This is a genomic window from Pseudomonas sp. NPDC087690 (assembly GCF_044743175.1).
Classification (GTDB): Bacteria; Pseudomonadota; Gammaproteobacteria; order Pseudomonadales; family Pseudomonadaceae; genus Aquipseudomonas.
On sequence record NZ_JBIUVX010000002.1, the window covers coordinates 308,831 to 322,889 of the forward strand.

General features: G+C 59.5%; 13 protein-coding genes and 1 pseudogene. 10 read left to right on the plus strand and 4 right to left on the minus strand.

The window, feature by feature from the left end; translation table 11 throughout:
• Positions 1–196 precede the first annotated feature (196 nt).
• From ACIPIZ_RS05465 to ACIPIZ_RS05490, 6 genes and pseudogenes are all read left to right on the plus strand, one after another.
• Entirely contained in the window at positions 197–1,444 is a 1,248-nt protein-coding gene (locus ACIPIZ_RS05465; protein ID WP_401164448.1) for a TolC family protein, read from the plus strand.
• Between the two features lie 49 nt (positions 1,445–1,493).
• A complete protein-coding gene (locus tag ACIPIZ_RS05470; protein WP_253484658.1) occupies positions 1,494–2,681 on the plus strand; it encodes an efflux RND transporter periplasmic adaptor subunit in 1,188 nt (395 codons plus the stop codon).
• Between the two features lie 15 nt (positions 2,682–2,696).
• Positions 2,697–5,846: a CusA/CzcA family heavy metal efflux RND transporter gene (locus ACIPIZ_RS05475; protein WP_401164451.1), complete on the plus strand. Its 3,150-nt coding sequence runs from the start codon at positions 2,697–2,699 to the stop codon at positions 5,844–5,846.
• A 222-nt stretch (positions 5,847–6,068) separates the two neighbouring features.
• The gene (locus tag ACIPIZ_RS05480; RefSeq protein WP_064389305.1) at positions 6,069–6,272 is read left to right on the plus strand and encodes a co-regulatory protein PtrA N-terminal domain-containing protein; all 204 of its coding nucleotides are present in this window, start codon (positions 6,069–6,071) and stop codon (positions 6,270–6,272) included.
• Positions 6,273–6,350: 78 nt separating this feature from the next.
• A complete protein-coding gene (locus ACIPIZ_RS05485; protein ID WP_122661491.1) occupies positions 6,351–6,683 on the plus strand; it encodes a DUF2790 domain-containing protein in 333 nt (110 codons plus the stop codon).
• Between the two features lie 241 nt (positions 6,684–6,924).
• Positions 6,925–7,293 (plus strand): annotated as a pseudogene (locus tag ACIPIZ_RS05490) (DUF6124 family protein); the annotation flags it as partial.
• 220 nt (positions 7,294–7,513) lie between these two features.
• On the opposite strand, the gene ACIPIZ_RS05495 reads toward ACIPIZ_RS05490, so the two are convergent.
• Positions 7,514–8,839 carry an OprD family porin gene (locus tag ACIPIZ_RS05495; RefSeq protein WP_150647250.1) on the minus strand — a complete coding sequence of 442 codons (1,326 nt, stop codon included), beginning with the start codon at positions 8,837–8,839 and terminating at the stop codon, positions 7,514–7,516.
• Between the two features lie 352 nt (positions 8,840–9,191).
• Here ACIPIZ_RS05495 and ACIPIZ_RS05500 point away from each other — a divergent pair, with 352 nt between their 5' ends.
• Complete coding sequence (locus ACIPIZ_RS05500) at positions 9,192–9,395, plus strand: hypothetical protein (protein ID WP_007918829.1); 204 nt, start codon at positions 9,192–9,194, stop codon at positions 9,393–9,395.
• Between the two features lie 59 nt (positions 9,396–9,454).
• On the opposite strand, the gene ACIPIZ_RS05505 is transcribed toward ACIPIZ_RS05500, so the two are convergent.
• Complete coding sequence (locus ACIPIZ_RS05505; protein WP_064389308.1) at positions 9,455–9,730, minus strand: hypothetical protein; 276 nt, start codon at positions 9,728–9,730, stop codon at positions 9,455–9,457.
• A gap of 308 nt (positions 9,731–10,038) precedes the next feature.
• Between ACIPIZ_RS05505 and ACIPIZ_RS05510 the strand changes: the two genes are divergently transcribed.
• Both ACIPIZ_RS05510 and ACIPIZ_RS05515 read left to right on the plus strand, forming a co-directional pair.
• Positions 10,039–11,121, plus strand: coding sequence for a hypothetical protein (locus ACIPIZ_RS05510; RefSeq protein ID WP_064389309.1), 1,083 nt, complete (start codon positions 10,039–10,041; stop codon positions 11,119–11,121).
• A 2-nt stretch (positions 11,122–11,123) separates the two neighbouring features.
• On the plus strand, positions 11,124–11,477 hold the full coding sequence (locus tag ACIPIZ_RS05515) for a DUF1428 domain-containing protein (RefSeq protein ID WP_122854270.1): 354 nt from the start codon (positions 11,124–11,126) through the stop codon (positions 11,475–11,477).
• Positions 11,478–11,725: 248 nt separating this feature from the next.
• Here ACIPIZ_RS05515 and ACIPIZ_RS05520 read toward each other — a convergent pair whose 3' ends face one another.
• Positions 11,726–11,920 (minus strand): hypothetical protein, encoded by a 195-nt coding sequence (locus ACIPIZ_RS05520; protein ID WP_105704904.1) that lies wholly within the window; start codon positions 11,918–11,920, stop codon positions 11,726–11,728.
• Between the two features lie 108 nt (positions 11,921–12,028).
• Between ACIPIZ_RS05520 and thpR the strand changes: the two genes are divergently transcribed.
• Complete coding sequence (gene thpR / locus ACIPIZ_RS05525) at positions 12,029–12,550, plus strand: RNA 2',3'-cyclic phosphodiesterase (RefSeq protein ID WP_401164455.1); 522 nt, start codon at positions 12,029–12,031, stop codon at positions 12,548–12,550.
• A gap of 246 nt (positions 12,551–12,796) precedes the next feature.
• On the opposite strand, the gene ACIPIZ_RS05530 is transcribed toward thpR, so the two are convergent.
• A complete protein-coding gene (locus ACIPIZ_RS05530; protein ID WP_401164457.1) occupies positions 12,797–13,894 on the minus strand; it encodes a polyamine ABC transporter substrate-binding protein in 1,098 nt (365 codons plus the stop codon).
• Positions 13,895–14,059 lie beyond the last annotated feature (165 nt).

Genomic DNA, 14,059 nt, shown 5'->3' on the forward strand with positions numbered 1-14,059 from the left:
AAGTGCTGTTCAGCGGATAACTACGGTGTATTTGTTTCGATGTATTACGGAAATGCCCTTTGCACTTCGCATCCTAGAGCAAAACAACTTCTGCAAACCGTGGATAACGGATTTGTAATGTTTCAGTCACCTTGTCGATAAGTTCAAAACCCTACCGTGGCGGCATCAAAGGTTCTTCACTAAAGGAAGTCTTCCATTGCCCGGTTTAATTGAACGGACGGCGCGATCACGCCTGCAAAAAGCCGTCAGCGGCATGCTCTTGTTGGCCAGTGCGAGCCTGGCCAGTGCCTCGACCCTGACCCTCGATCAAGCCCTGCAAAGCGCCTTCGCCAGCAACCCGGATTTAGCCGCTGCGCAATGGGAAATCGGCATCGCCGAAGGTGACCGCCAACAGGCCGGCCTGATCCCCAACCCCGAAGTGTCGTGGGAAGCCGAAGACACTCGCCGCGAGTCGCGCACGACCACGGTAATGCTCAGTCAGCCAATCGAACTGGGCGGCAAACGCGGTGCACGCATTGATGTCGCCAGCCGCGCGCAGGACGCCGCCGGCATCGAATTGGAGCGCAAGCGCAATGCCTTGCGCGCCGATGTAATTCAGGCGTTCAACAGCGCGCAAACCGCGCAACAACGCTTGCAGCTGTCGCGCCAGTCGCTGCAATTGGCCGAGCACGGTTTGCGTGTGGCGCAGGGGCGAATCGAGGCGGGTAAATCGTCGCCGGTCGAAGGCACGCGAGCACAAGTGCAGCTCTCGGAAGTGCGCCTTGAATTGAGCCGCGCCGAACGCGATCAGGCCACCGCCTACCAAAAACTGGCGCAGCTCATGGGCGCGCAGCTACCGACCTCGACCAAGGTGCAGGCGCCCACGCAAAGCATGCCGGCCGTTCCACCACCGACAAGATTGCTTGAGCGCTTGAACGAGACCGCCGAACTGCGTCTGGCCAAACTGCAGATCGATCAGCGCGAAGCATCGCTGGGCCTGGAAAAGTCCCAGCGCATTCCCGACCTCACCGTGAGCATCGGCAGCCAGTACAGCGAAACCGAGCGCGAGCGGGTCAACGTGGTCGGGCTGTCGATGCCGATTCCGTTGTTCAACCGCAATCAGGGCAACGTGCTGGCGGCGGCGCGTCGAACCGATCAGGCGCGGGACTTGCGCAATGCCACCGAACTGCGTTTGCGCACCGAAATCCAGACCAGTCTAGAGCAATGGCAGACCGCCAACGGCGAAGTCACCGCGTTCAACCAGACCATCCTGCCCGCCGCGCAAAGTGCGGTCGATAGCGCCACGCGCGGTTTTGAAATGGGCAAGTTCGGCTTCCTCGATGTACTCGACGCCCAACGCACACTGATCGCCGCGCGCAGCCAGTACATCCAGGCCGTCAGTGAAGCCACCGACGCCCGCGTTCGCATCGAACGGATCTTCGGCGACCTCAGCGTCCGCCCTTGAATTTCACTTTTCAGACAACTGCGCGCAGGTACGGCGCAGAGGAGTTTCCATGGATAAAAAACTGATGGTGGTCGCGGTGGCGACGTTGGCGCTGGGCATTGGTATCGGCTCGCAGTGGTCAGGTAACGCAAGCATCGACGCGCATGCCGACGAGTCTGCCGAACATGCCGATCACGCTGAAGAAGGTGCAGCGGCTGAACATGCCGAAGAAGGGCACATCGAATTGAGCGGCGAGCAGATCACGGCTGCCGGTATTCAACTCGCCGAAGCAAAGGCGCAGAACATCAGCCGCGGCCTGCCGTTCCCCGGCGAAGTGCGCTTCGACGAAGACCGCACTGCCCACGTCGTGCCACGCGTGCCGGGCGTGGTCGAGTCGGTGGCAGTCAACCTCGGGCAAACGGTGAAGAAGGGCCAGTTGCTGGCGGTGATCGCCAGTCAGCAGATCTCCGATCAACGCAGCGAGCAAGCCGCCGCGCAACGTCGTTTGGCCTTGGCGCGTACCACTTATGAACGGGAGAAAAAACTCTGGCAGGACAAGATTTCTGCCGAACAGGATTTCCTCCAGGCGCGCCAGGCACTGCAAGAAGCCGAAATCGCCGTGAGCAATGCGCAGCAAAAGATCAGCGTGCTCAGCGGCAGCGTGGTCGCCACTGGCGGCAACCGCTACGAATTGCGCGCACCGTTCGATGGCGTCGTGGTGGAAAAACACCTGACGCCGGGCGAAGTCGTCGATGAATCCACGGCGGCCTTCACGCTCTCGGATTTGTCGCGGGTGTGGGTGACGTTCGGCGTTTCACCAAAGGATCTGAACAAAGTGCAGGTGGGCAAAGCGGTGACCGTCAGCGCCCCGGAATTGAACGCGGAAGTGGTCGGCAGCGTGGCCTATGTCGGCAGTTTGCTCGGCGAGCAAACCCGCACTGCGACCGTTCGCGTCACTCTGGAAAACCCGCAAGGCTCGTGGCGTCCCGGCCTGTTCGTCACTGCGCTGGTCGCCACCGACAGCCGCGAAGCCAAAGTTGCCGTGCCGGAAACCGCGATCCAGACGGTAGAGGACAAACCCACCGTGTTCGTGCGCACCGATGACGGCTTCGAAACACGAACGGTGGCGTTGGGCAGCCGTGCGGACGGCCACGTGGAAATCACCCAAGGCCTGGAACCGGGCGCGCAAGTCGCCAGCGCCGGCAGCTTCGTCCTCAAATCGGAACTGGGCAAAGCCTCAGCCGAGCACAGTCATTGATTGCGGAAGACTCCCATGTTCGAACGCCTGATCCAGTTTGCCATCGAGCAGCGCATCATCGTCCTGCTCGCCGTTCTGCTCATGGCCGGCCTCGGCATCGCCAGTTATCAGAAACTGCCGATCGACGCCGTGCCCGACATCACCAACGTCCAAGTACAGATCAACACCGGCGCCGCCGGGTTCTCGCCGCTGGAAACCGAGCAGCGCATCACTTTCCCGATTGAAACCGCGATGGCCGGTCTGCCGTCACTCGAACAGACCCGATCGCTGTCGCGCTCCGGCCTGTCGCAAGTGACAGTGATCTTCAAGGACGGCACCGACCTGTTCTTCGCCCGCCAATTGGTCAACGAGCGCTTGCAGATCGCCAAGGAGCAATTGCCCGAAGGCGCGGAGGCGGTCATGGGGCCGATTTCCACCGGCCTCGGCGAGATCTTCTTATGGACGGTGGAAGCCAAGGAGGGCGCACTGAAGGACGACGGCACAGCCTACACGCCGACCGATCTGCGGGTGATTCAGGACTGGATCATCAAGCCGCAATTGCGCAACGTGCCGGGCGTGGCCGAGATCAACACCATCGGCGGTTTCGCCAAGGAATACCAGATCGCGCCGGACCCGAAACGGCTGGCGGCGTACAAGCTCACGCTGACCGATCTGGTCACCGCGCTGGAACGAAATAACGCCAACGTCGGTGCCGGTTACATCGAGCGCAGTGGTGAGCAATTGCTGATACGCGCTCCGGGGCAAGTGGCGAGCACCGAGGACATCGCCAACATCGTCATGGCCAATGTCGACGGCACACCGATCCGGGTGAAGAACGTCGCTACGGTGGAAATCGGCCGCGAACTGCGCAGCGGCGCGGCCACGGAAAATGGCCGGGAGGTGGTGCTCGGCACCGTATTCATGCTGATCGGCGAGAACAGCCGCACTGTTTCGCAAGCGGTCGCCAACAAGCTGGAACAGATCAATAAATCCTTGCCCCAAGGCGTGATTGCCGTGCCGGTGTACGACCGCACGCACCTGGTCGACAAAGCCATCGCCACGGTGAAAAAGAACCTCATCGAAGGCGCGATTCTGGTCATCGCGATTCTGTTTCTGTTCCTCGGCAACATCCGCGCGGCGCTGATTACCGCCATGGTGATTCCGCTGTCGATGCTGTTCACCTTCACCGGGATGTTCAGCAACAAGGTCAGCGCCAACCTGATGAGCCTCGGCGCGCTGGACTTTGGCATCATCGTCGACGGCGCGGTGGTGATCGTCGAAAACACCCTGCGAAGGCTGGCCCATGCGCAGCAGCATCACGGGCGTTTGTTGACCCGTGCCGAGCGCTTCAAAGAGGTGTTTGCCGCGGCGAAAGAAGCGCGACGACCGCTGATTTTCGGCCAGTTGATCATCATGGTCGTGTACCTGCCGATCTTCGCCCTGAGCGGTGTCGAAGGGAAAATGTTCCACCCGATGGCGTTCACCGTGGTCATCGCTTTGCTTGGCGCGATGCTGTTGTCGGTGACCTTTGTGCCGGCGGCGATTGCGCTGTTCGTGACCGGCAAGGTCAAGGAAGAAGAGGGCGCGGTGATGCGCGGCGCACGTCGTGTTTATGCGCCGGCGCTGGCCTGGGTGATGAGTCATCGTGCTGTCGCGGTGGGCGCTGCTTTGGGCGTGATCGTGCTCAGCGGTGTGCTCACCAGTCGCATGGGCAGCGAGTTTGTGCCGAGCCTCAGCGAGGGTGATTTTGCGCTGCAAGCGCTGCGCGTGCCGGGCACCAGCCTGACGCAGTCGGTGGACATGCAGCAACGCCTGGAGACGTTGATTCTGGCGAAAATGCCGGAAGTCGAACGCGTCTTCGCCCGTACCGGCACGGCGGAAATCGCTTCTGACCCGATGCCGCCGAATATCTCTGACAGCTACGTGATGCTCAAGCCGAAGGAGCAGTGGCCGGATCCAGGCAAATCCCGCGAAACCTTGATGGCGGAACTGCAAACTGCTGCGGCGACGTTGCCGGGCAGCAACTATGAACTGTCGCAACCGATTCAGTTGCGCTTCAACGAGCTGATCTCCGGTGTGCGCAGCGATGTTGCGGTGAAGGTCTTTGGCGATGAGATGGAGGTGCTCAATGCCACGGCGGCGAAGATTGCCGCAGCGATGCAGAAGGTCGATGGCGCCTCTGAGGTGAAGGTCGAGCAAACCACCGGGTTGCCGGTGCTGACCATCAACATTGATCGCGATAAAGCCGCGCGTTATGGGCTCAACGTCGGTGATGTGCAGGACACCATTGCCGTTGCGGTGGGTGGACGGCAGGCGGGGACGTTGTATGAGGGCGATCGGCGTTTCGACATGGTTGTGCGTTTGTCCGATGCCATGCGCAAGGACATCGACGGCTTGGCGGCGTTGTTGATTCCGGTGCCGGCGGTGACTGGCGCGGCGAATCAGATCGGCTTTATTGCGCTGCAAGAAGTCGCCAGCCTCGACCTGGTGCTCGGGCCGAATCAGGTCAGCCGCGAGAACGGCAAGCGTCTGGTGATTGTCAGCGCCAACGTGCGCGGGCGTGATATCGGTTCATTCGTCAGCGAGGCCGGCGCAGTGATCGAACGTGATGTGCAGGTCCCGGCTGGTTACTGGACCAGTTGGGGCGGGCAGTTCGAACAACTGCAGTCAGCGGCCAAGCGTTTGCAGATTGTCGTGCCCGTGGCGTTGCTGCTGGTGTTCGGCCTGCTGTTCATGATGTTCAACAATCTGAAGGACGGCTTGCTAGTGTTTACCGGGATCCCGTTTGCGTTGACCGGGGGCGTCATGGCGTTGTGGGTGCGCGATATTCCGCTGTCGATTTCGGCGGGGGTCGGGTTTATCGCGTTGTCCGGGGTGGCGGTGTTGAACGGCTTGGTGATGATTGCGTTTATTCGCAATTTGCGTGAGGAGGGGCGGTCGCTGTCGGATGCGATTCACGAAGGTGCTCTCACTCGTTTGCGGCCAGTGTTAATGACAGCACTGGTGGCGTCGCTGGGGTTTATTCCGATGGCGCTTGCCACCGGCACCGGCGCCGAAGTGCAGCGGCCGCTCGCTACCGTAGTGATCGGCGGAATCCTCTCCTCGACGATTCTCACACTGCTGATCTTGCCGGCGCTCTACCAACTCGCCCATCGCCGGGATGAGGACACCGTTCCATCTGAATAGGTAATCCCCCCTGCAGGAGTGAGCCTGCTCGCGATAGCGGTCTATCAGTCAGATCTACATTGACTGACCCACCGCTATCGCGAGCAGGCTCACTCCTACAGGTTTGTGTTCGACTTCAGAAGAGGGCCCGGGAGATAACGGATATGTAATTTCCCCGCCACCGTCACGAAAGGTGCGCCTTGTTACCTTGATCCCGTCAGCTACTTAAACGAGGAATCAAAGATGAAACTTGCCCAACTCAGTGCTTTCGCAGTCGCTCTGGTGATCTCTTCCGTGGCCCTGGCCGAAGGCGGCGGCGACCGTACTTTCGAGCGGATGATGACCAACAACGACCGCTCCATGGAGCTGTTTGTCGCCAAGGAAAAAGCCGCCGGCAACCCGGTTGTCGTCACTGACAAGAAAGACGACAAAACCCGCGATCTGTAAGCCTGCTGCAGCTGAACAAGCCCTTCATCGCGCATCGATGCCGGGCTTTTTTTACGCCAGGACGGGAAGGAAATGGATATGAAATTACTCAAGTTGATCGCATTCGCCGCTGTCATGGCGATGTCGGTGAATGTGCTGGCTGAAGGCGGTGGTGACCGCACCTTTGAACGCGCGCTCAGCGCCAATAGCAAAGCCATGGAACAGTACGCTGCCAATCAGGGCAAAGCGCCGCCGGTGGTGAAGGATTACGAATACGGCATGAAGCTGGACGTGGTCAAAGTGGTGAGCGTGGTGAAGCCGCAGCCTGGGTGCAAAGTGGTGCCCACCGCGATGACCTACGAGGATTCCAAAGGTCAGATCAATACCATCAAGTACAGCGTGATGGGCGTGTGTCGGAACGGCGGCAGCTGAATCTGTAACGTCTAAACGCGGTCCACTGTAGGAGCTGCCGAAGGCTGCGATCTTTTGACTTTGATGTTAAAGATCAAGATCAAAAGATCGCAGCCTTCGGCAGCTCCTACACGTTCTGTGCGCGGGAGACTTCGAGTCTGTCGGGTTTGCTCAGTTGCCCGGGTTCCAACCTGCGTACAGCTGCCACCCTTTCGCGTGGAACCAAAAGGGTCAGCTCCACCTTCAAGCTGAGTAAAACATTATGAAAAAGCCAACCCCAAATCCCCCAGAAACAGACGCAATCCCCGACGCCAACTCAACATCCCCCTACGCCTCCGTCGACACCCGAAAACTCCACGAAGCCGCCGACCGCGCCCTCGACTTCTAGCTCAAACCGTCGGCCGCCATCATGTCCGCACCGTACATCCCCAACCAGATGTTCCTGGTCAATCCCAAAGCCGACACCGAATCATTACTGGCCAACGTCAGCGAATCCCTGGCCTCGGCCACAGTGATGCTCGGCGACTTCGCCGCGCTGTTGGGCGGCACCCATCGCGAGACCCTGCTGGGTATCGCTCAGGTCGTCATGCTCGGCGAACTGGCGGTGAACGAAGCACTGGATAACGTCGATGTCCACCGCATAACCCTTGTAGGAGTGAGCCTGCTCGCGATAGCGTCGGTACAGCCAACATCTTCATCGACTGGTCCAGCGCCATCGCGAGCAGGCTCACTCCTGCAGTTGACCGAGTGAAGTCCAGACATAAAAAAAGCGCCCCGAAGGACGCCAAAGGATTCACCTCTTACCAAAGGAGCAAGGAGCTTCTAAAGGTGAATTTGCATCAACCGCGCAATCAAAGAATCGCCAACGGATACTCGACAATCACCCGCACTTCATCCAGATCCGACTCGAACGCCGTGGCGCGGGTGGTGGCCTGGCGCAAGCGCAGTGACAGGTCTTTCATCGAACCGCTTTGCACCACGTATTTGACTTCGATATCGCGCTCCCAACGCTTCTGATCGGTCAGCGGATTGCCCTCGGCATCGCGGCGCATGTACACCGCGTTGGCGTTGGAATAGTCGGCATCCGTACCGCGCGCGTAACGGGTCATGAACGACAAACCCGGTACGCCGTAAGTGCTCATGTCGAGGTCATAACGCGCCATCCACGAACGCTCTTTCGGCGAGTTGAAGTCGCTGTACTGGATCGAGTTGTCGAGGAATATCGAATCGGACTGGCGCAGGTAATCGAAGTCGTCATTGCCGTTGTTGCGCTGGTGGGAGAGGGCGACCGAGTGGGCGCCGAGCTTCACGCCAATGCGCGCGCTCCAGATGTTGTTGTCGAACTCGCCGAGCAGTTGTTTGCCCTCGTCGACGGCCTTGTAATAGTTCAGGCCACCGAACAGCGACACATCATCGGACAGTGGATAGGTCCAAGCGGTACCGGCGTAATACTGATTCCACGCGTCTTTGAGGCGACTGGAATAGAGGCTGACGCTGAGGTTCTTGTTCAGCGCATAGTCGCCGCCGCCATAAGCAATCCATGGTGAGTTGACCGGTCCGGCGTAGAACGTCGCGAAGTTTTCACGCAGGTCGCTGGACACCGGCTGGCTCATTGCATGCAGTCGCCCCCCCTGTACCGACAGACCTTCGATGCTGGTGTTGGTCGCCGTTACACCGCGAAAGCTTTCCGGCAGCAAGCGTGAGTCACCTGCCGCGACAACCGGGTTGGCCGGGAATACATCGCCGATCCTGAGCACCGTATCAAACGCCCGCACTTTTGCCGCACCACCGACCTTGGTGTATTCATCCCGCGCCTCGCCGTCGCTGTTGACCGGTAGCACATCAAACGAGCTGCGACCACCATTGCGCCCGTCGCCGGTGTCGAGCTTCAAGCCGATCATTGCAAATGCATCAACACCCACCCCGACGGTGCCTTGAGTGAAGCCGGATTCGAACTTGCCGATCAGCGCATGTGCCCAGGCTTCTGAATAGCCATTGCCTGTAGGGCTGGACTGGCCGTTGCGGTGATCTCGATTGAAGTACAAGTTGCGGTTGAGTAGCGTCAGGCTGCTGCCTTCGATAAAGCCTTCCGGCTTGTCCTCCGCCAACACTATGGATGGTGCGCAACCAGCCACTACCGCTAATGCGGCCATCGACATTCTTGAATTGTTAACCATCATTCACTCCTGAGGTTGGGCAGAACGGGAACGTGCTTCGGCGTGGGTTTTATTGTGCGGCGGGCAAGGCAAGGGCCGCCGGCATGGTCGCCGGGTGACATCGTTGCAGGCTGCTGATAACGCCAAGGTGATGAGGGCGTTACAATTTCGTCATGTGCAGGTGTATCGATTCAGATCCGCCAACCCGAAAATGTGGCGAACGCGCAGGGCGACAAACGGTCGATAGTGGCCACTGAATCAACACGGTTTTACCCGGTCGTATGGGCGGCTGCGCGCACCGCGTCCCGAAGGTGAGGGCGTGGGCAGCGCGGCCGATTCCGTCGTCAAGACCTTGGTTTTAGGGATGTGTTGAATGAAGCGCGCAACAACGATGCTGCTGACTGTGACCGCCGCCGTATTGCTCGGTGGCTGTGTCGCGGATTTTGATGATGACCACCGCCATGGCCGGCATTACGACCGCGATCACGGGCGCAATTACGATCATGATCGGCGCTGGGACGACCGCGATGACCGCCGCGATGGCCGTCGTTACTATCGTGATCGGGATGATGACTGATTGATTGACCGGCCAGAGGGCGTTCCCGTCAAGGAACACCCTCTGTCATTGCCTCTCAATTAAAAATGAGCGCTCGCCTGGACGCTGGATCGCGCAGGCCTTGAGGCCTCGATGTCCAGCAAATGGGTGGCGAGGATGTCGCTCAGAAAGCGGAATTGATCGTTGATGCCGACCACTTCATTGCTGAAATGGTTGCTCGCAGCAGGCATCAGCAGATCGTCGAAATCTTCGTTGAACACCAGCGCCTGAGTCTTGTGCGATACGGCGTGCTGATCGTAATAGTTGCTGCCGAACACCGGGAAACTCACGGAGAGTGTGACGTGGGTGTGAATCATGTTGTGAACTCCTCGTTGTGTCTCGGATGGGGCAATCGTGCCTTTCGTTGGCTGCGAGCGGAAGGCATTCGTGGCGATGGTGAATATCGACGGCAGTGATGGTCCGGGTATTTGTGGTGAATTTTCTGGCCCCATCGCTGGCAAGCCAGCTCCCACAGGGATATGTGTTGTAAACACAATCTCATTCACAACATGGGGCCCTGTGGGAGCTGGCTTGCCAGCGATGAGGCCGGTACATCCAACATCAGGCTGAATTGACCCACCTATACTCAAATCTGCATCCTCCCAATTTGAAGGAAACCCCTACCGTGAATCCGCGTGCGCTGCTCGTCGCCGCCCTGTTGCTACTGGCCGGTTGCGCCACCTCGGCGCGGGCACCGGTGTCAGCGCCGCAAGCCGTGTTCGTCTCGCCGCAGACCTGGCAGCAGATCGACCGCGAAATCGTCAGCGCTTCGCAGCAGTCCACCGAGCAGGTCAAGCTGTTCGCCCGTGGCTCGATGGAACATTGGCGTACTCGCGTCTATCAGCAAACTGAAGAAAATTTCATCCCGTGGTTCAGCAGCTACTGGACCCAGGAATGGCTATCGATGAAGGTCAGTTGGTACACGGTCAGCGCTGGCGGCGAACAGGACGCTTCAGCCAAGCGCCTGGCGGCGTATCTGCTTGAGCAATATCAGGAAAGAGTGCTGGCGCCGGTGGCGGTGGAGATCGACCCGGACGCGATCCTCGGACAGGCCACCGAGTTTTATACGCAACTGATGGCCAAACAGATGCCGCTCATCGCCCAGCGTCACGGTGTGCCCGTCGCGCAGCTCAACGGGCATTTGCAGAAGATCCCGGCCATCGCCCTCGGCCCGCCGCCGGCACGGGATGCGTCGCTGCTGCAAGTGATCAGCACCGCGCCGTTGAACACCTTGCCGGCGTATGCCGCGCTGATCGACAAGATCCACACCGAGGGTGGCGCCAAGGGCATTGCCTCGACGGATGCCGGCATGGCCCCGGTGGCCAAGCGTGCCAGCCAGCGGATGGAGGCGGAAATGGCCCCGCGCGGGGCTGCCAGTGCGGTTGCCGCCGCTGCAGGTAAATTGGCTGGCGGGCTGATTTCGGTCGGTGTGGCGGGCATCCGCGCGATCATCCAGGCCAATGATCGGCCCGACAGCGAAGCGTTGATCCGCAGCAGTCTTGGCAGCACCTTCGACAAAGCCTGGCTGAAACTGGTGCAGAACCCGACGACTGGCGTCATGGCCGGCACATTGCACATGGCCGGGCAGGTTGAGCGCAATCTGGGTGAGGGCGATGAGCCGTCGGTCGGGTTGGGTGTGAATCATGTCGAATGGCAACCGCCGCAATCGACCAGTCAGCAGATCGAACCCAACGTACAAGGAGAATGATCATGGCTTACATCGATATTTTTGTGGCGCCGGTGCCGACTGCCAATCGTGAGCAGTACAAAAAACACTGCGATATCGCGGCAAAACTGTTCAAGGAATACGGCGCGCAGGACGTGGTGCAGTGCTGGGGCGATGACGTGCCGGACGGCAAAGTCACGTCATTTCCGATGGCGGTCAAACTCGAGGAAGGCGAAACGGTTTCGGCTGGTTGGCTGATCTGGCCGGACAAAGCCACCCGTGATGCCGGCATGGCAAAAATGATGGAAGACCCGCGCATGCAACCGGACGTCAACCCGATGGGGTTTGACGGCCAACGGATGATCTTTGGCGGCTTTAAAAACATCCTCGAACCCTGAGGCCAGCGCAAATCTCTTGTAGGCCTTCGTCTGCTCACGATGGCGCTTGCACATTCAAATCGTCATTGACTAACACACCGCTATCGCTGGCAAGCCAGCTCCCACAGGTTTTTTGTGAAGCCAGCAATGGTGGGCGCACCGCACGACCTTGTGGGAGCTGGCTTGCCAGCGATGGCGTCTGCACATTCAACACCTCATTGGCAGACCTGCCGCCATCGCGAGCAGGCGAAGGCCTACAGGTTTTGTGTTCACTCCGATGTGGGGGTGATACGGCAGCTTTTGCGCTCGCGGATCTGCTCGTCCGTCGGGCGTTCGCGGACGAATTCAAAGCGCGGCTCACCCTCGCTGTAGTGCACCAGCCAGCCCCATTCCAGTTCCTTCTCATCCTGACCGGGATGCGGCGGGCGGGCCCACCACGGTTCTTTGCTGAGGATCTCGCGCATGGCCGCCTCCGGTTTGATGGCAATCCTTGAACTATAGCTGCCTGTCGCGAGTCGTCAGATCAGGCTGTGTAGAATCCGGCAGGTCACGATGAACAGGGGAGCAGGGCCATGACCGATGAAACAAAACGACTGTTTTTCGCCCTCGATTGCCCTCCGGTGCAACGCAAGGCGATTGCACAATGGCGAGCAGAGCTGGGCTTGCGAACCGGCAAACCGGTACCGGCCGACAATTTTCATCTGACGCTGCTGTTTCTCGGCGCGGTGCCATTGGCGCAGATCAACGAAGTCTGCGAGGCCGCCGGCCAAGTGCGTACGCCGGGTGAGGCGCTGAAGATTGCGCTGGATCGCTTGCAGGTCTGGCATCGCGCCGGGGTGTTGTCGCTGGCGCCGGAGCAGGCGCCGCAGGCGTTGTTGCGCCTGGTCTATGCGCTGGAGCAGGCGATGTTGCCTTTTGGCTTTGAAGAGACGCCTCGCGAGTTTCGCCCGCATCTGACGCTGGCCCGTGAGTACCGCGCGCCGGAGCCGGAATCCGCTACGCCGCCGGCGTTTTTTCTGCGCGCTGAACGCTTTGCTTTGTTCGAATCACACAAGGGCCGCTATCGGATTCTGCAGGATTGGCCGCTGATCTGAAGGCACAAAAAAAGGCGCCCGAGGGCGCCTGAGAATTCACCTGAACCGAGGGAGCCAGGTGAGGCCGTTCATAGCAGGGTGCAGCGGTGGTAAGGCGCTGCGTGAACGGGAAATTTTTCAGCACTGCATTGCTTCATTGTGGGAGAGAGCCTGCTCGCGAAGGCGTCGGCACATCCAATATTTTCGTCGCCTGTCTTACCGCTTTCGCGAGCAGGCTCGCTCCTACATTGTTGATCATCGGTGTTTTTATTTACCGAGCTTCACCCGGGTCCAGCCACGGGTCATGATCCGTTGCGTGGCAATCGGTTGATCCGGTACCGCATACAACGTTGCCATCACCGCTTGCGACGGGTACGAGCCCGGGTCGTTGCGGATCGCTTCATCCACCAATGGCGTAGCCGCCGCGTTGGCGTTGCTGTAGCCGTTGCTGTTGGTGATCTCGGCGATGATGTCCGGACGCATCAGGAAGTCCATGAACAGGCAGGCGTTCTCGACGTTGGCGGCATCACGCGGGATGGCGACCATGTCGTAGAAGCTGCCGGCGCCTTCCTTGGGAATGCTGTAGTCGATGACCACGTTGTTGCCCGATTCCACCGCGCGGGCCTTGGCCTGCAGCACGTCACCGGAGTAACCGACCGCCACGCAGATGTTGCCGTTGGCCAGATCGGAGATGTACTTCGAGGAATGGAAATACGCCACGTTCGGGCGAATCTTCATGAACAGCGCCTCGGCTTCCTTGATGTGCGCGGTGTCCTTGTCGTTCACCGGGTAACCCAGGTAGTGCAGGGCGGCCGGAATCATTTCCGTCGGCGAGTCGAGGAAACTGATGCCGCAGGCTTTCAGTTTTTCAGCGTTTTCCGGTTTGAACAGCAAGTCCCAGGAATTGGTCGGGGCGTCGGCGCCGAGCACTTCCTTGACCTTGGCCGGGTTGAAACCGATGCCGATCGAGCCCCACATGTACGGGAACGCGTGGGCGTTGTCCGGATCACTGGCGGCGGCGTTTTTCAGCAGCACCGGGTTGAGATTCTTCCAGTTCGGCAGCTTCGATTTGTCCAGCGTCTGATAAACGCCAGCCTTGATCTGCTTGGCCAGGAAACTGTTCGACGGCACGACCAAGTCATAGCCGGATTTGCCCGCCAGCAAGCGCGCCTCAAGGGTCTCGTTGCTGTCGAAAACGTCGTAGGTCACGCGGATGCCGGTCTCGTCTTCGAACTTCTTGACGGTGTCCGGCGCGATGTAATCTGACCAGTTGTAAACACGCAGCACCTTGTCGTTGGCCTGGGCGCCCATGACGATTGCGCCCATTAAGGACAGTGTCAGCAGAGTCCTGCCAAACATTTTCATCGGTACAACTCCATTCTTTTTATTCACATTGCACGAAGCCCCCTCACCCTGACCCTCTCCCGAGGGAGAGGGGACTGACCGAGGGGCTGACTATATTTGTGTAGGAGCTGTCGAGTGAAACGAGGCTGCGATCTTTTGATCTTCAAAAACAACGTCAAAAGATCG